Annotated in this window: 19 protein-coding genes and 3 tRNA genes; 10 read left to right on the top strand and 12 right to left on the bottom strand. The window is 45.0% G+C overall.

The annotated features are described in order from the left end of the window. From ccoO to rssA, 10 genes are all read left to right on the top strand, one after another. Window positions 1–606, top strand: coding sequence for a cytochrome-c oxidase, cbb3-type subunit II (gene ccoO / locus KO518_RS13690; RefSeq protein WP_216026362.1), 606 nt, complete (start codon window positions 1–3; stop codon window positions 604–606). Between the two features lie 2 nt (window positions 607–608). Next, complete coding sequence (locus KO518_RS13685) at window positions 609–782, top strand: cbb3-type cytochrome c oxidase subunit 3 (RefSeq protein ID WP_216026908.1); 174 nt, start codon at window positions 609–611, stop codon at window positions 780–782. A 4-nt stretch (window positions 783–786) separates the two neighbouring features. Further along, entirely contained in the window at window positions 787–1,746 is a 960-nt protein-coding gene (gene ccoP, locus KO518_RS13680; RefSeq protein WP_216026361.1) for a cytochrome-c oxidase, cbb3-type subunit III, read from the top strand. 161 nt (window positions 1,747–1,907) lie between these two features. Continuing rightward, entirely contained in the window at window positions 1,908–2,390 is a 483-nt protein-coding gene (locus KO518_RS13675) for a FixH family protein (protein ID WP_216026360.1), read from the top strand. Further along, on the top strand, window positions 2,387–4,756 hold the full coding sequence (locus tag KO518_RS13670; protein ID WP_216026359.1) for a heavy metal translocating P-type ATPase: 2,370 nt from the start codon (window positions 2,387–2,389) through the stop codon (window positions 4,754–4,756). Before KO518_RS13675 ends, KO518_RS13670 begins: the two co-directional genes overlap by 4 nt. A gap of 5 nt (window positions 4,757–4,761) precedes the next feature. Then, window positions 4,762–4,953: a cbb3-type cytochrome oxidase assembly protein CcoS gene (gene ccoS, locus KO518_RS13665; protein ID WP_216026358.1), complete on the top strand. Its 192-nt coding sequence runs from the start codon at window positions 4,762–4,764 to the stop codon at window positions 4,951–4,953. Beyond that, complete coding sequence (locus tag KO518_RS13660) at window positions 4,946–5,614, top strand: sulfite exporter TauE/SafE family protein (protein ID WP_216026357.1); 669 nt, start codon at window positions 4,946–4,948, stop codon at window positions 5,612–5,614. The genes ccoS and KO518_RS13660 overlap by 8 nt, the downstream gene beginning before the upstream one ends. A gap of 25 nt (window positions 5,615–5,639) precedes the next feature. Continuing rightward, complete coding sequence (gene fnr / locus KO518_RS13655) at window positions 5,640–6,377, top strand: fumarate/nitrate reduction transcriptional regulator Fnr (protein WP_216026356.1); 738 nt, start codon at window positions 5,640–5,642, stop codon at window positions 6,375–6,377. Between the two features lie 151 nt (window positions 6,378–6,528). After that, complete coding sequence (gene ttcA, locus KO518_RS13650) at window positions 6,529–7,467, top strand: tRNA 2-thiocytidine(32) synthetase TtcA (protein ID WP_216026355.1); 939 nt, start codon at window positions 6,529–6,531, stop codon at window positions 7,465–7,467. Between the two features lie 2 nt (window positions 7,468–7,469). Continuing rightward, window positions 7,470–8,375 carry a patatin-like phospholipase RssA gene (gene rssA, locus KO518_RS13645; RefSeq protein ID WP_216026354.1) on the top strand — a complete coding sequence of 302 codons (906 nt, stop codon included), beginning with the start codon at window positions 7,470–7,472 and terminating at the stop codon, window positions 8,373–8,375. Between the two features lie 23 nt (window positions 8,376–8,398). Here rssA and KO518_RS13640 read toward each other — a convergent pair whose 3' ends face one another. The 12 genes from KO518_RS13640 to uvrY form a co-directional block, all read right to left on the bottom strand. Next, entirely contained in the window at window positions 8,399–9,031 is a 633-nt protein-coding gene (locus tag KO518_RS13640; protein ID WP_371742348.1) for a DUF2987 domain-containing protein, read from the bottom strand. Window positions 9,032–9,036: 5 nt separating this feature from the next. Continuing rightward, a complete protein-coding gene (locus tag KO518_RS13635) occupies window positions 9,037–9,822 on the bottom strand; it encodes a glucosaminidase domain-containing protein (RefSeq protein WP_216026353.1) in 786 nt (261 codons plus the stop codon). Continuing rightward, on the bottom strand, window positions 9,815–10,546 hold the full coding sequence (locus KO518_RS13630; protein ID WP_216026352.1) for a hypothetical protein: 732 nt from the start codon (window positions 10,544–10,546) through the stop codon (window positions 9,815–9,817). The genes KO518_RS13635 and KO518_RS13630 overlap by 8 nt, the downstream gene beginning before the upstream one ends. Window positions 10,547–10,630: 84 nt before the next feature. Beyond that, a complete protein-coding gene (locus KO518_RS13625; protein ID WP_216026351.1) occupies window positions 10,631–11,257 on the bottom strand; it encodes a LysE family translocator in 627 nt (208 codons plus the stop codon). A gap of 2 nt (window positions 11,258–11,259) precedes the next feature. Beyond that, the gene (gene cobB / locus KO518_RS13620; RefSeq protein WP_216026350.1) at window positions 11,260–12,000 is read right to left on the bottom strand and encodes a Sir2 family NAD+-dependent deacetylase; all 741 of its coding nucleotides are present in this window, start codon (window positions 11,998–12,000) and stop codon (window positions 11,260–11,262) included. Window position 12,001: 1 nt separating this feature from the next. Next, the gene (locus tag KO518_RS13615) at window positions 12,002–12,835 is read right to left on the bottom strand and encodes a sulfurtransferase (RefSeq protein WP_216026349.1); all 834 of its coding nucleotides are present in this window, start codon (window positions 12,833–12,835) and stop codon (window positions 12,002–12,004) included. A gap of 102 nt (window positions 12,836–12,937) precedes the next feature. After that, window positions 12,938–13,024 (bottom strand) — tRNA-Leu (locus KO518_RS13610). 55 nt (window positions 13,025–13,079) lie between these two features. After that, window positions 13,080–13,153: transfer RNA gene (locus tag KO518_RS13605), tRNA-Cys, on the bottom strand. A 4-nt stretch (window positions 13,154–13,157) separates the two neighbouring features. Continuing rightward, a tRNA-Gly gene (locus tag KO518_RS13600) sits at window positions 13,158–13,233 on the bottom strand. A gap of 256 nt (window positions 13,234–13,489) precedes the next feature. Continuing rightward, window positions 13,490–14,068 (bottom strand): CDP-diacylglycerol--glycerol-3-phosphate 3-phosphatidyltransferase, encoded by a 579-nt coding sequence (gene pgsA / locus KO518_RS13595; RefSeq protein WP_216026348.1) that lies wholly within the window; start codon window positions 14,066–14,068, stop codon window positions 13,490–13,492. Between the two features lie 70 nt (window positions 14,069–14,138). Then, window positions 14,139–15,956 (bottom strand): excinuclease ABC subunit UvrC, encoded by a 1,818-nt coding sequence (gene uvrC / locus KO518_RS13590; protein WP_216026347.1) that lies wholly within the window; start codon window positions 15,954–15,956, stop codon window positions 14,139–14,141. Window positions 15,957–15,963: 7 nt separating this feature from the next. Next, window positions 15,964–16,608 (bottom strand): UvrY/SirA/GacA family response regulator transcription factor, encoded by a 645-nt coding sequence (gene uvrY, locus KO518_RS13585; protein ID WP_216026346.1) that lies wholly within the window; start codon window positions 16,606–16,608, stop codon window positions 15,964–15,966. Window positions 16,609–16,685 lie beyond the last annotated feature (77 nt).

The raw sequence follows: 16,685 nt of genomic DNA, 5'->3' as shown, positions 1-16,685 counted from the left end.
ATGAAAAACCCACATGAAATAATTGAAAAAAATGTCGGACTGTTAACTGTCCTAATTCTCATTGCTATCAGCTTTGGTGCGTTGGTTCAAATTATGCCGCTCATGTTTCAGCAGCAGGTAATGGAACCCGTTGAAGGCTTAGAGCCCTATACGGCACTGCAACTTGAAGGGCGTGATATCTACATTCGCGAAGGCTGCGTAGGCTGTCACAGCCAAATGATTCGCCCTTTCCGCGCTGAAACCGAACGTTATGGCCACTATTCTGTTGCTGGAGAATCTGTATGGGAGCACCCGTTTCTCTGGGGCTCGAAAAGAACCGGGCCTGACTTGGCTCGTGTAGGCGGGCGTTACAGTGACGAATGGCATCGCGTGCATCTCATCAACCCCCGTAATGTGGTACCTGAGTCGAACATGCCAGGCTTCCCATGGTTAGCAGAAAATACACTTACTGGGGAATATACCGCAAAGAAAATGGAAGTGTTCCGCGGATTTGGGGTGCCCTATACTGACGAAGACATCGCTGGTGCAAAAGCAGCCGTCGAAGGCAAAACAGAAATGGAAGCATTAATTGCTTATCTGCAGTCCCTTGGAACGTATTTGAAATGAATATGGATCAGGGTATCGTTGGCAGCATTTTTACTGTTGTTGTGTTTATAAGCTTTATTGGCATTGTATGGTGGGCGTTTAGTAGTCGAAATAAACAGAGATTCGATGAAGCCGCTAATTTGCCTTTTGCCGATGAAGCAAAAGAAGAAAATATAAAAGATAAGCAGGAGTCTTAAACTGATGAGCACGTTTTGGACAATTTGGATTTCGGTGATCACACTGGGAACCATCATAGGCTGCTTCGTTTTGTTGCGCTGGGCACTAGCCAATAAAACAGGAGTGGAAGAAGGCGAAGGCATGGGGCATGTTTTCGATGGCATTGAAGAAATAAATAACCAATTACCCCGTTGGTGGACCATTCTCTTTTACGTTTGTATTGTGTGGAGCTTTTTGTACCTTGCGCTGTATCCGGGTTTGGGGTCATTCCAGGGCTTGTGGGGTTGGAAAAGTTCCAATCAAAACATTCAGTCGCTGGAAGAATCCGCCCAAGCTCGTATTGATGCAAAGGAAGCTGGAATGTTAGTAGCTTACGATCGCGAGCTCGACAATGCAGCAGAAACCTACGACCCCATATTCGAAGCATATGCGCAGATACCGGTTGAAGATTTAGCCAAAGATCCTGAAGCACTAAAAGTAGGACAACGTTTGTTTTTACAAAATTGTTCTCAGTGTCACGGTTCTGATGCCCGAGGGGCAAACGTCGGCTTCCCAAACCTCACTGATGATGACTGGTTGTACGGTGGTAGTGGCGCAAAAATTGTAGAAACCCTCACACTTGGTCGTCAAGGAGCCATGCCAGCATGGTTAGGTGCAATGGGGGAGCAAGGGGTTAAGGAAACCGTTGCTTACGTACTTAGTCTAAGTGGACGTGAACAGTCGCCGGAAATGGAAGCCTTGATAGACAAAGGAAAAGCCAGGTTTACTGTATGTGTTGCATGTCACGGCCCAGATGGTAAAGGCAATAAAATGTTGGGGGCGCCGAATCTAACAGACAACATCTGGCTTTACGGCTCTACCGAAGCGTCTGTAACGGAAACCTTATACTACGGTAGAAACGGCGTTATGCCGTCGTTTAAGAAAACATTGGGCGATGACAAAATCCACGTAGTTGCAGCTTATGTGTACAGTTTGTCGAATTAAACAGTACTAATACTGAAAGCCCCGTGTTTACGGGGCTTTTTTATGGGAAAATAGTAATCCATATAAATTCAATTGATTGAAATCATACTGATTTTACGAAGCCCTGATACAATTCATATCGCACTTTGCTAGTGCGATCTCCATTTAAAGAGACTGCGAGAATGACGCATACACCTTGGTACAAACAATTCTGGCCCTGGTTTTTGATAACCGTACCAATAGTGACGGTTATCATGAGTGTTTTTCTAGTCTACCTTGCTTCATCCACACAGGACAGCTTGGTAATAGATGACTACTACAAGGAAGGTAAAGCTATCAACGCCGCCTTGTACCGGGAAGAGCGCGCGAGAAAACAAAACATCTCCACTGAACTGTTGATATCAGGGAATCGCGTTGCGCTGAAGTTTCACTCGGGAATTCCTGAAGACGGAACTGCATTAACACTCAGGTTTTTCCATGTAACACTAAGTGACAGAGATACAGAAATCCTGCTAACAAGGGATGCCGGCGGTGTTTACCGCGGGCTTACCACTCAACCTCTTGAAGGTAAATGGCGGGTGAGTTTGTCACCGCTTGATGAAAAGTGGAAAATTCAGAATACACTGTTGCTACCTCAATCATCTCCTATTGTGTTCAATCCGTGAATCAGCCAGTTCCTTGTTTTCACTGCGGTGAACCTACAGATCCAGCCCAACCGTTTTCAGCGGTTGTACTTAGTGAAACCAGGCCAATGTGTTGTCCGGGGTGTAAAGCAGTTGCCGAAGCTATTGTGGACAATGGCCTTGAAGACTACTACCAGTTTCGTACCGAACCTGCAATCAAGGGGCAAAGTCTTGGTGATCAAGCCCTTTCAAAACTGACAGTATTCGATGAACCAGCGTTACAAGAAGAGTTTGTTTTTGATGAAGGTAAACACAAACAGATTGAACTTACCCTAGAAGGCATAACGTGCGCCGCGTGTGCCTGGTTAATCGAAAAGCAACTGTCAAAAGTCAAAGGCGTTAAACAGATTGCCGTAAACGTGGCTCAACGCAGGGCCATTGTAAGCTGGGCACCAGAGGAAATAACGCTTAGCAACATCATGTCAACACTTCAAAGGGTCGGCTACCCCGCATTACCTTTTCACGCTGGTCAACACGAAGAAAGCTATAAAAAAGAAGACAAGTTGTTTTTAAAAAAACTGGGGCTTGCCGGACTCATGACGATGCAAGTGATGATGCTTGCAGCAGCGCTTTATTTCGATTTGTTTGACAGCATGGATTCAACCACCAGGGAATATTTCCACTGGATAGCCTTGGTATTAACGACCCCAGTGGTGTTGTATTCAGGCAGTACCTTTTATCTCGGTGCGCTAAAAGCGCTATCGGCACGCACGGTAAATATGGATGTACCTGTAACTATTGCCATTTTTGCAACCTATTTAGCAGGGCTCAAAGCTACATTGTTCCAGCAGGGGGATGTGTATTTTGAGTCCATCTGTATGTTTATCTTCCTGCTCTTGCTCAGCCGCTTTCTCGAACATCGAAGTCGTCATAAAGCGGCTCAAATATCTGCTAACCTCATGCAGTACATTCCGGTAACAGCATCTACTCAAGCTTCCGACGGCAGCATTCGAGAGGTATTAGCGAAAACCCTCGCCATTGACGAAGTCGTTATCGTAAAAGCGGGAGAAACCATTCCCATTGATGGCGTCGTTATTGACGGTGTGTCATCCGTAGATGAATCAATGCTTACCGGGGAGTTTGAACCAGTCAAAAAACAACCAAACTACACGGTTTACGGCGGTACCATTAACCAAACAGGCGTGTTGCGTGTTCGCGTTACCCATACTTTAAAACACGCACTGGTAAATCAGATTATACGGTTACAAAGCCAAGCGTTGGCCAGCAAGCCACGCATAGCCCTTATGGCAGATAAATTTGCTAGCTACTTTGTCCTGGCAGTGCTACTCGTTGCAAGTTTTACTTACGCTTTCTGGTGGTTTAAAGGCAGTGAAAGCGGTTTTTGGATCACAATTTCCGTCTTGGTAGCAACCTGCCCCTGTGCACTCGGGCTAGCCACGCCCTCAGCCCTTACTTGTGCGATGGCAGCCCTTAACAAACGGGGAATTCTGGTTAAGCGCGCTGATGCACTTGAGCAAGTCAATCTCATTGACACACTTGTGATGGATAAAACCGGTACCCTTACTGAAGGAAGATTTTCTATTGCTGAATCCTGGTACAAACAAGACAATCAGGAAGCATGGCATATTGCAGTATCACTGGAGGCATTATCAGAGCATCCGATTTCCAGAGCGTTTCAAGGTGATAGTATTAAACGAGTAGATCAATTTGAAGTAGTACCTGGTGGTGGCATTTTTGGGGTCATCGATAACACAGAATATAAAATGGGCTCTGCGGCATTCACTGCCGTTGACCCGCAAGCGTTGCCCATTACCGCCAATGTATTTTTGGTGTCTGAGCAACAATGCATCGCAGCCTTTCACGTCACAGACAGCATAAAACGCGACGCTATCGATACCCTCACCCATTTGCGTAACAAACACCTGGTACTACTGAGCGGCGATATACAGGAAAACGTCGATAAGGTTGCCAAAGCCGTGGACATTCCCCAGGCAATGGGGGGAAGAACACCCCAGGAAAAATTTGATGCAGTGCAAAGCATGCAATCAAACGGCAAAAAGGTCATGATGATGGGTGACGGTATTAACGATGCGCCTGTGCTTGCCGCAGCAGATGTCTCTGTTGCTGTTGGCAATGCCAGTGACATTGCCAAAAATGCGGCTGACGTTCTGCTAATAAACGACAAATTGAGCAGCTTGCCCCAAATATTCGCGATGGCTCGACGTGTGAACCGCACAATCAAACAAAATATGGCTTGGGCGCTAGGCTACAACGTACTCATACTGCCCTTTGCAGTATCGGGAATACTGACGCCGTGGATGGCAGTGATCGGGATGAGTATAAGTAGTATTATCGTTGTTACTAATTCAACTCGCTTACTGAAATAAACACGATGAGTATAATTTATGTCCTCATACCCTTGGCGGTGATTATTGTTGCCTTAGCCATTGCTGTATTCTTTTGGGCGGTCAAGTCTAATCAGTTTGAAGATTTAGATCGTCAGGGTTACAGTATCTTGTTTGATGACGACCTCTCACCTGAAGAGAAAAAGCTTGCTGAAGAGCGCAAAAAAATAAATGAATGAACTTAGCTTCTTTAGTGCGTTTCTCATCGGTTTAGCAGGTGGAATACATTGTGTGGGTATGTGCGGCGGTGTTACGTTAGCAATGAACGCTGCCATTGGCGTTAACCGCAACCGTTTGATCTATACCCTTGCTTATAACGCCGGACGAATATTTAGCTACATTATAGCGGGAATAATTACCGGTGCAGTAGGCCAAATCGCGACACATTATCTCCCCTTTTCAGGTCCCATCTTAGTGCTAATGAGCTGTATTATGCTCATCGCCATGGCTGCTTATTTGGGAAACTGGTGGCGCGGATTAACTTATATTGAACGGGCTGGGCAAGGTTTGTGGCGCTATTTTCAGCCCTTTTCGAAGCGGTTCATTCCTTTTCGTAGCCCTTTCCATGCATTCCCTTACGGCATGATTTGGGGTTGGCTGCCATGCGGATTGGTGTATTCTACCCTCACCTGGGCGTTAGCGTCAGGGAGTGCCCTAGAAGGTGGGCAAATTATGGCAGGTTTTGGTTTAGGGACGCTACCTACTTTAATTGCCACTGCCCTTGGGGCACAATGGGTAACGAAACAGTTTAAACACCCCTTGGTTCGTCAGGTTATCGCATGCAGTTTATTGTGTTACGCGTTCTTGTTGATCCAACGAGTATTCGGTACCATACATTAGGTTTTTCGCATTTACGGTGAGTTTTATGCAACAGCGAACGGAATTTTCAATACATTGCCAAAATTGCAGTTTCAGTCATTTATGCCTGCCAGTTGCATTAAACAAAACAGAAGTTGAATCTTTAGACGATATCATAGAGAGGAAAAAGCCCTTACATAAACAAGATATCCTCGTTGAAGCGGGTCAAAAGTTCACATCTCTGTATGCTGTTAGAGCCGGATCGTTCAAGAGCTTTGTCACTGATAAAGAAGGCGAAGAACAAATAATCAGTTTCCACTTTCCCGGAGATATTATTGGTTTTGACGGCTTGCGCGATGAAACCTATCAAAGCTATACGCAAGCACTGGAAACGGCTATGGTCTGTGAGTTGCCTTACCCAACATTGGATAAAATTGCTGAGCAGTTCCCCAAGCTACGTCATCAAATCATGCGTTTTATGAGCGCAGAAATAAAGCAAGATCACAATATGATGATGTTGTTGAATAAGCGCACTGCCGAAGAAAGACTCATCTATTTCATCGCTCATTTGTCTGGTCGCTTTGAAGAGCGAGGGTTTTCTCATCGCCAGTTTAATTTAAGCATGACCCGAAACGACATCGGGAATTATCTGGGCCTGACAGTTGAAACCATTAGTCGGTTACTGACCCGTTTCCAAAAGGAAGGCATAATTAAAGTCGATGGTAAACTCATCACTATTGTCGATTTTGAAGCTATGGATAAAAAGCTGCATTCAATGGAAATTCCAACCAGTGCTGTTGATTAACCATCAACAGCAGTACACTTTTCAAGCAATACAACGGCCCTAACGTTGGTAAAATCATCTATCTCAGTGAGTCAGCCATTATTCCCATTGGCGGCGTTGATTCAGACTGCGTATAATACGTTTTTCGTTTTAATCAACCTTTTGAATTGCCATGAATCACACAGTCTCTTCTACGCTCACTGACAAGCGTCACAGCGCTCAAAGTAAGCAAAAATATAATTTTAACAAGCTTCAGAAACGTCTCAGAAGGCATGTGGGCAAAGCAATTGATGACTATAAAATGATCGCTGATGGCGACAAGGTTATGGTGTGCTTATCGGGCGGAAAAGACAGCTACACAATGTTAGACATACTGCTTTTCCTTCGCAATATTGCCCCCATAGATTTTGATATTGTGGCTGTTAATCTCGACCAGAAGCAACCGGGTTTTCCCGAACACGTTTTACCTGAATACTTAGCGAGTATTAACGTCAAGTACAAAATTGTACAAGAAGACACTTACTCCATTGTTAAAGATAAAATTCCGGAAGGAAAAACCACGTGTTCGCTGTGTTCACGCCTTCGTCGTGGCATACTCTATCGCACAGCAAAGGAAATAGGTGCGACTAAAATTGCCTTAGGTCATCACCGGGATGATATGCTTGAGACCCTTTTCCTCAATATGTTTCACGGTGGAAAATTAAAATCCATGCCTCCAAAATTAGTGAGTGATAACGGCGAGCACATCGTTATTCGCCCGTTGGCATATTGCAGTGAAAAAGATATTCAAAAATACGCAGACGCTGCTTCCTTTCCCATTATTCCTTGTAACTTATGCGGGTCACAGGAAAACCTGCAACGTCAGAACATTAAAATGATGTTGCAAGACTGGAATAGACGTTTTCCTGGAAGAATAGAGTCGATGTTCCGCGCTCTACAAAATGTTGCGCCGTCACACCTGGCAGATAAAAACCTTTACAATTTTGCGGATATTACCACTACCGGAGCACCAGTGGCAGATGGTGACACAGCTTTCGACACACCGGAATTTACCGCAAATGTTGAAACTTCGCCATCTTCAACGGTTCACGTAGTCAACTTAACGGAATAGCAATGAAAATAGGATTGGCATTAGGTGCCGGCGCTGCACGCGGGTGGACCCACATAGGTATTATTCAGGCCCTGGAAAAACTGGGGGTACGCATTGATGTAGTGGCTGGCTGTTCAATTGGCGCTTATGTGGGAGCCGCCTATGCGAGTGGAAAACTTGAACCGTTAAAAACCTGGGCGTGTTCTCTCACTGAATGGCAAATACTGTCGTTAATGGGCGTCGGGTTGCGCAAAGGTGGTATTGCCAGTGGTCAAAAGGTATTTACCAAACTTGCTGAAGAGTTTTGTGCCGAGACTTTTGAAGAAATGACAAAACCATTGGCCGTTGTAGCCACAGACTTGTATTCCGGTCGCGAAGTAATGTTTAACAATGGTCCCGTAGGCAGTTGTATTCAGGCATCTTGTGCCATACCGGCTTTATTTAGCCCAGTGGCCCATGATGGTCGATGGTTGGTTGATGGGGCAGTAGTAAACCCAGTGCCGGTTAACTTGTGCAGACAATTAGGAGCTGATTTCGTCATTGCAGTAAATCTCAACGCCGATTTTAAACCCCAACGCCTGGAAAAACCCACCGTTGAACACGAGAAAATTCAACGTAAAACCGACGATTTTTTTTCTAAAAGCTCTAATCTTGTCAGGCAATGGTTTTCGCCAGAAGACAAATCAGAAAAGCTCAATCCCCCTGGAATTTTAAGCGTTATGAGCAGTTCGCTGGAAATTCTACAGGCGCGAGTAACCCGTTCAAGATTGGCCGGGGACCCACCAGATGTATTAATTGAACCACACTTATCTGACGTTGGCTTAATGGAATTTCATCGCGCGACAGAACTTTGTGAGGTAGGAGAAAAAACCGTCAATCGTCTGGCTGAAGAAATACGCTACCAACTGGTGATAGACGAACCGCAATAGAATGCACAACCTGATATTTCTGTCTACTTGATAGCTTTTGCGGTAACCCGTAAAGGAGCTTCAGGCAAGGAAAGTAATTGATGCTCGTCAATCCAGCTTTCTGTTAATACTGTCATACCCATGGTAATTGCAGGCCGTTCTTTGCCTGCTGGCATGCTGATATTATCGTCGCGAAATTGCACTACAAGCCCTTCAACACTGGGCATCATAAATGACAAAAAACTCCCCATTGCGTTGAAAAACGCGCGATACTGCTCTAATAAAAACAGAAGATCATCACGAGAATATTGAGTTTTCAAGTATTCTGGCTTGGTTTCCAGTTGAACAGACATATCACATACGTTGGCGCGTTCTTCAAACGTAACCTCAACGTTGGCATCTGCCAGTTTTAGCGCTTTTTCAGATGGCAGAGTAAATCGATTTTCTAGCGATACCTCAACCGGTATCACTTGCTTGTCAGTAATAATATTTGCTGATGTAATATTGCATAGTCGTCCCTCACCAACGCGCAGAAAACCAAAAGCAAATTGCAAAGCCTGGGTATCCTCATGATCGAGTTTTTTTATATGGCTATAAAAACGACTGTATTCTACCTGAATAGTTTCAGCCTGAGAGGAAGTACATACCAAAGCCAAAAGTAATATCCATTTTTTCACCACGATTACATGTACTCCCTGTTGTATCGAATCATTGCCTGAAGTTCTTCCACATAGGCAATGCCTCTTTCAGAATAATTCATCAGCCCTTCCGCCAGCGCGACTCCGTTCACCGGAAGTTGGTTCGCCCTGAGGGTGCTGCGAATATTGCGAAGTTCTCTATACGCACTATGTCGATTAATATTTCTCATGTAAGTATATGTAGCTTTCGAAAGGTTCGGAAAACGAGCCACTTCATGCTCTAACCCGGCTGTACGTCTTGAAGGAACAAATCCACACCCTTTTCTGAAACACCATAAACCGAAGAAATTATACCCTTCTCTGGCAAAACGACTGGTACCCCATGCAGATTCATTAGCTGCCTGTGCCAGAACCAAAGAGACAGGCAGTATATCAATTCGCCTTAACAACGTCGCTATTTGCCGCTCAATGCTTTGACTCTCATCAACCTGATATTCATTAACCAGCCAGGCAATGCGAACTTCGTCTTCTTTATCCAAAGTTTCATCCAATGACAGCTTGCGCTGTAACGTCTGTACATAATGACGTAGAGATAACAAATATTCGTTTTGCTTCTCCACTTCAGGTTTGAGATAACTGAAAAAGGCTTCTTTTTTTTCTTGAATGTTGTCTATGCTCTTAAAATCCGGGACGGGTTTTCTAGCTTGCTCCGTCATTGGAACGTCGAGAATATCAGCCTCTTTGGATGACATGATCCATGCATTAATAACAATGACCAGAAGTATGGCCACAGTAATTAAGACAATTTTCACTGTCTCCCGTTTATGCATCGAACTTTAGCTCCTGTTGGTCTGATGGAAAATCAGACGGGTTATTGTCGTCAAATAGCACTACGTAAATCACGCCCAGAGAAATAAAATAAAGCGGCATGACAAATAGGAGTGCAAAGCCAAAGGTAAAGAGGCTCAGTAAAAACAATACGAAATAAGCACCGAAAAGAACAATGAACGATAGTATAAATTTATTGACCGTTTTACACGATTGCAGAATAGCATCAAATATTCCCAAATTTTTATCCGCAATTAACGGCAGAGCATAAGTGGTAGCTATCAGTATATAAACCCCGGGAAGGATCAGCAAAATTAAGCCAATTTGAACCAAAATAGATATTAGTAGTTGTGCTAACCCAAGCACCACTACCAAAGGCGCATAATTAAATATATCCAGCGCTTTTACCGATTGATGTCGAGCAGCCCTAACACCCATTACAGAAATGCCAGCGGTAAGTGGCGCAACAACAAGGATAAGCGCAATATCAATAATGCCCTGCTGTGACGTTGTGAGTTTGCTCATGTCTTCTAAAGAAAAGAAATAAGAAAGCGCTATTCCACAGGCGATAACAGAAACCAGTAGAATTACACAGCCCTGCAACATGGCAGCAAACTGGCCTTTGAGAATATCAACAGACGTTTTCGCCAGCCAACTAAAATGGAATTGACCATTGGGCTTTATCAACGACTCTCGGTTTAACGGTTTATTGTTTGTATCTGACACAGTAGAAACAAGGTTTGTTCACAGATGCTCAGTATAACTGAATATTCTGGTTAACCCTATGAAATGCTTTGCGATACACGATGTTTACATGACAACAAGTTTAATTGCCAGGCCCACTAACAACACCCCCATAGTGCGGTCGAGCCAATAGCCCTTTTCTCCGATAAGCTTGGCAACTTTGCTAGTACTGAGTAAGTAGGAAAGAAAGCAAAACCATATTGCAGTGGCAAGCGCGAGATACACACCGTAACCGAGCTTGATTGAAAACGGGGTGTCTGCGTTAATGATAGCGGTAAATAGCGAAAGAAAGAACAGCGTTGCTTTGGGGTTAAGCCCGTTTGTCAGAAATCCAATACCAAATGCTTTGGACAATGAAATATTATTTTGTGATTTCGCAGTTTCGAGTTTTTTTTCTGTGTCCTTAGCCGGACCGCTTTTCAGCGCACCATAAGCCAGATAAAGCAAATATGCCGCCGCAGCATAACTGAATGTAGCGTACAACCATGGCGTAGTTTTTATAATTACACTTAACCCCACCAGTGAATAGGCGACGTGTAGCAAAATAGCCGCTCCTATCCCTAGGCTGGTGATCATTGCAATCCTTCGCCCATAATGCACACTGTGTCGAACAACAACAGCAAAGTCGGGACCAGGGCTAACAACGGCAACCAAATGAACTATCGCTATGGTTAGAAATTCTTGTAAAAACATATTCAAAGTAAGCTATTTTGCTGAGTTAACGCGTATTCATCTATCAAACTATGGATGAACTGGGGAACAATCATCGATGCACGCCCGAGATAGGATTCGTCAAATAAGGCACATTTGTCGCTGGGTTGCAGATTCAGTTCAACCGTACGCGCGCCACTGTCTTTTGCAACCTGAACAAACCCCGCAGCGGGATACACCTGGCCAGAAGTGCCGATGGAAAGGAATATATCCGCTTTCGTCAGCGCCAATATAATGTTATCCATATACATTGGCATTTCACCAAACCACACAATATCCGGACGCATAGCCGACGCGGGTGTACAACACGGACACGGTGTTGATGCATCAAATTTGCTATGCCAAGTGTGGCTGCGCCCACTATTTATACACCGGGAAGACAGGAGTTTACCATGCATGTGAATGATGTTTTTAGAACCGGCACGTTCGTGGAGATTGTCCACATTTTGAGTCACTAGTAGTACATTATTACCAAACACACTTTCCAACGATGCCAGTGCTTCATGGGCGCGGTTTGGTTTTACGTTAGGAAGCTGCAATTGTGCCCGTCTGTCATTGTAAAACCCATAAACTAGATCCGGGTTCCCGGCAAATGCTTCGGGCGTCGCCACATCCTCTATTTTGTGATTTTCCCATAAACCATTACTATCACGGAAAGTCTTGAGACCTGATTCAGCAGAGATACCCGCACCGGTGAGTATGACAACCCTGGGAAGATTCGCCATATCAAACCTCAATAGGGAGTGTGGTTGAAGCCCCCCACTCCGACCAAGCACCATCATAGATCTTTACATCGTCTGCACCGCAAAGTCTGGCTGCAACTCCAACGATACAGGCTGTTACTCCAGAACCACAGGAAAAAATCAATGGTTTGTCTAACGACACACCTATTGAAGTGAAAAGCGCATGCAATGCGTCAGGAGACTTAAAAAAACCACCTTCTAACACCTTCGCAAAGGGTAAATTATATGCACCAGGAATATGACCACGGCGCAAACCCGCTCTGGGCTCCTCGACACGTCCATGAAACCGCTCTGCACTTCTTACGTCGACTATTTGCACATCCGTGCCTAGCATTTGCAATACATCGGTGGCACCAACAAACCAATGAACAATGTCATTCTCCACCTGATAAAACGCCTTACTCGGGCTGTTTGGTTGTGACTTGGGCATACTGGGAAAGCGGACATTCCAAGCAGGCCAGCCACCGTCGAGTAAACGAACATGACAATGACCCACTGATTTGAGCATCCACCACAACCGGGCAGCAGAAAACTGCCCGCGATTATCGTAAATAACGATCTCTGATTCTGCAGTGACGCCTTTGTTGCCCAAAATAGTAGCAAATGCCTCAGGAGCCAACATGGTGTGAGGATGAGCGCTCTTGTGGTCACTGCCCTCGCCATCAATGTCTACATCCACTGCCCCGGGGATAATTCCAGTACTGACGGTGTCTGCTGTGCCATTAACGGGGTCTGCCATAAGTGCACGAAGCAGAACTACCTGCTGATTTACTAGCTTTTCTTGTAACTGTTCTGCTGAGATCAGGATATGGCTCATAAAACGTGAAGCGTCCCTAAACAAATCGTGTGTAGAATCTCTATCATACGAGTGTTCTTCAACAAAATACAGTGGATTTGGCTTTTTGCCGGAAAGGATAAATGGTGCCCGGGGCCGGACTTGAACCGGCACGCTGTTACCAGCGAGGGATTTTAAATCCCTTGTGTCTACCAATTTCACCACCCGGGCTGGGTTGTCTTACGACTGGTACAGGTTGGTACCTGTTACTGCGTGATGCAGTATATGGAGGCGGAACCCGGAGTCGAACCGAGATCCACGGATTTGCAATCCGCTGCATAGCCATTCTGCCATTCCGCCAATTTGGAGCGGGAAACGAGATTCGAACTCGCGACCCCGACCTTGGCAAGGTCGTGCTCTACCAACTGAGCTATTCCCGCCTTGTTTGCAGTAATAGTGAAGATAAACATATTTCTTCGTCACCTTGCCAAACTTGGCAATCACTTCGTGACGAGGTACATGCTCTACCAACTGAGCTATTCCCGCTAACTTTACGTTTTTCGGTACTCCGTAAAACGTGGGGTGCATTCTACCTTTACCGATAAAACTGTCAACAGCAAAAAGCAGCAATTTACCCCTAAATCACTCTTTTTGTGATTGTTTGCAGCATTTTTATTCACATTGACCAGATGACAATCAGTTTTTCCCTTTTGTTGGTCCTGCTAAGTGCTTCCAGGCAGCGCCGGTGTAAACCAACATAGACCAAATTGAAAGCACTGCGGCGATGTACAACAGCACATGGCCAAGTGTAACCCAATAAATAGTGACCCCCATGAAGGTCTCAAGACCACTGAGCAAACCAATGAGAGCAAGCATTTGCACCATGGTTTTGGCTTTGCCAATAAAACTGACTTTTACTGAATCACTGTAACCCCGTTGCGCCATCCACTCCCTAAGGGCGGAAATATAGATTTCTCTCACCATCAGTACAATCGCCGGTAAGGTAATCCACAGACTGCCATAAGTATGAGTGATCATGATCAATGCCGTAGCGACAATGAGTTTATCGGCTACAGGGTCGAGGAATGCTCCAAAAGGCGTGCTCTGTTTGAGTTTTCTGGCAAGATAGCCATCGAACCAGTCTGTAATTGCAGCCAGCCAAAAAACGAATGCGCCCAACTCCTTGGCCCAACGCCAATCAAGAAAATAAACGCCAACAAAAACGGGAATAAGGATAACCCGGAACAATGTAATTAAATTGGGTACCGTCCACATAAATTTTGATTTAACACCTTTTTGTCATTTTGTGTCTCTAAAATAAAACGTCCCTGCATTCACAACACGGTTACAGATGCAGATGGTCATAAATGATTTCTGCCAACTCCTGGCTAATTCCAGGTACGTTGGCAATGTCGTCTTTACTTGCTTTTTTCACACCTTGTAACCCGCCAAGAAATTTGAGTAAACTCTGTCTTCGCTTGGCCCCTATTCCGGGAATATCCTCCAAACTGGACGATGTCTTGGCTTTTTGCCTTCGAGCTCGGTGACCGGTAATTGCAAACCGGTGAGACTCGTCGCGAATGTGTTGAATTAAATGTAATGCAGGCGCGTGCCCCGGCATTGGGATGGTCTCATGAGAATCAGCCAGTATAAGGGTTTCCAGACCGGGTTTTCGGGTTGTACCTTTAGCGACACCTATAAGCAAAGGTTTCGTGTTATCAGGCCAGTCTGAAAAAAACGATTCTGCTTGGCCCAATTGCCCCTTCCCGCCATCAATAAACAGTATGTCCGGAATTTTACTCGCTTCCTGTACACTTTTATACCGACGTTTCAATGCTTGCGCCATAGCTGCGTAATCATCACCCGGCGTTATCCCCTCAATATTGTAGCGCCGGTAGTCACTTTTAAGAGGGCCATCCCGATTAAATACCACACAGGATGCAACGGTCTGTTGTCCGGAGGTATGGCTAATATCAAAACATTCCATACGGGATATTGGTTGCTCGAGATCGAGAATGTCTTCGAGATCGATATAGCGGGCATGGACAGATTTTTGTTGGCTGTACTGTGCATCTAAGGCGTTTTGCGCGTTAGTTTGCGCCAATTTTAGATAACGCCGCTTTTCCTCTCGGGCACCTTTGAAGAGTTTAACCTTCCTTTTAGCTTCCTCACTTAGCACCTCCACAATGCTATCTTCCTCGCTCAAGGGTCTGGGAATGACAATCTGCTTGGGAATAATTTTATTACCCGACAGATAAAACTGCAGGAAAAATGACTCAAAAATCTCGTCTTCGCTGGATGCCGCTGGTACCTTGGGGAAATACGATTTACTGCCGAGAAGCTGGCTGTCGCGAATAAACATTACTTGGATACAAGCCATGTTTCCCCTAACTGCAAATCCAAAAATATCCATTTCGTCTTGCGTACCAGCTACCCATTGACGCTCTTGCACTTTACGCAATACAGTAATTTGGTCACGGAACCGGGCGGCAGCTTCAAAATTGAGATCATCACTGGCCTGTTCCATTTTCTTTACCAAGGTACCAATGACCTGCTGATTCTTGCCATTGAGAAATAACCGCGCTAAGTCTACCTGTTCATCGTACTCCTCGTCAGAAACATATCCCTCCACACAAGGCGCACTGCAACGCTTCATCTGGTATTGCAGACAAGGGCGACTTCTGGACCGGTAGTAGCTGTCTTCACACTGACGAACCGGAAAAATTTTCTGCATGGTTCGCAAACTCTCCCTAACCGCCCAGGCACTCGGATATGGCCCAAAGTACTCTCCCTTTTGTTTCTGTGGGCCGCGGTGGAATGAAAGTCGAGGATGGTTGTGGGAAGACAGAAATATAAATGGATAAGACTTATCGTCACGCATAACTACGTTGTAGCGGGGTTTATACTTCTTAATAAAATTATTTTCGAGAAGAAACGCCTCAGTTTCACTGTTTACTACTGTGACATCCATGTCCGCAATAGTTGCAACAAGAGAACGGGTCTTAGCGTTGTCTACGTGTTTTCTAAAATAGCTGCTAACCCGTTTCTTGAGATTTTTGGCTTTACCCACATATATAACGTCACCCTGGTCATTATACATACGATAGACACCGGGTTGAGCTGTCAGATTCCGCAAAAATGCCGTGTAATCAAACTGAGACATTCAAACCTTACAACATTTTCGGTTCGATAAGTTTATGACGCAAAGCCAGGTGAGTAAGTTCTACGTCGGTATCAACCCCTAACTTTTCAAACATCCTGTAACGATAGGTATTAACAGTTTTGGCGCTTATGCTAAGCTCATTGGCAATTTCAGGAACTTTTTGTCCTTTCGTCAACCGCATGGCGATATTCAACTCCCGGGTAGAAAGCACATCAAATGGGTTGTCTGACTCTGGAATCACTCGCCTGATGGCAATATTTTGCGCAATGTCTGCCGGCAAATACTTTTGTCCAGCGTGAACCTTATAGATCGCTCTAATCATTTCTTCCGGTTCGGCATCTTTAGTTAGAAAACCAAAAGCGCCAATTTGCATGACCTGCGAGGGAATAGGATGCTCTTTATGCATAGATAAACAGATAACACGTGTATTCTCAGACATGCGCACTATCTTTTTGGTCGCTTCCAAACCGCCCATACCGGGCATATTTACATCCATTAACACAATGTCAGGCGCATTGTGGCGACACAATTTTACCGCGTCTTCACCATCTTTCGCTTCGGCAACAACCGAAAATTCTCTTTCATCGTCCAAGATACGCTTGATCCCTGTTCTGACCAGTTCATGGTCGTCTGCCAGGATAATTTTTATCACGTTTGCGCTCACTAAATCGTCGTTATTATAATGGGTGTAGCCCTCAAGCCACACTTCATAATAACATTTTCACAGCC

This window comes from Aestuariibacter sp. A3R04 (genome assembly GCF_018860805.1).
Lineage (GTDB): Bacteria > Pseudomonadota > Gammaproteobacteria > Enterobacterales > Alteromonadaceae > Alteromonas.
This window is presented reverse-complemented; position numbering and strand designations above follow the sequence as displayed.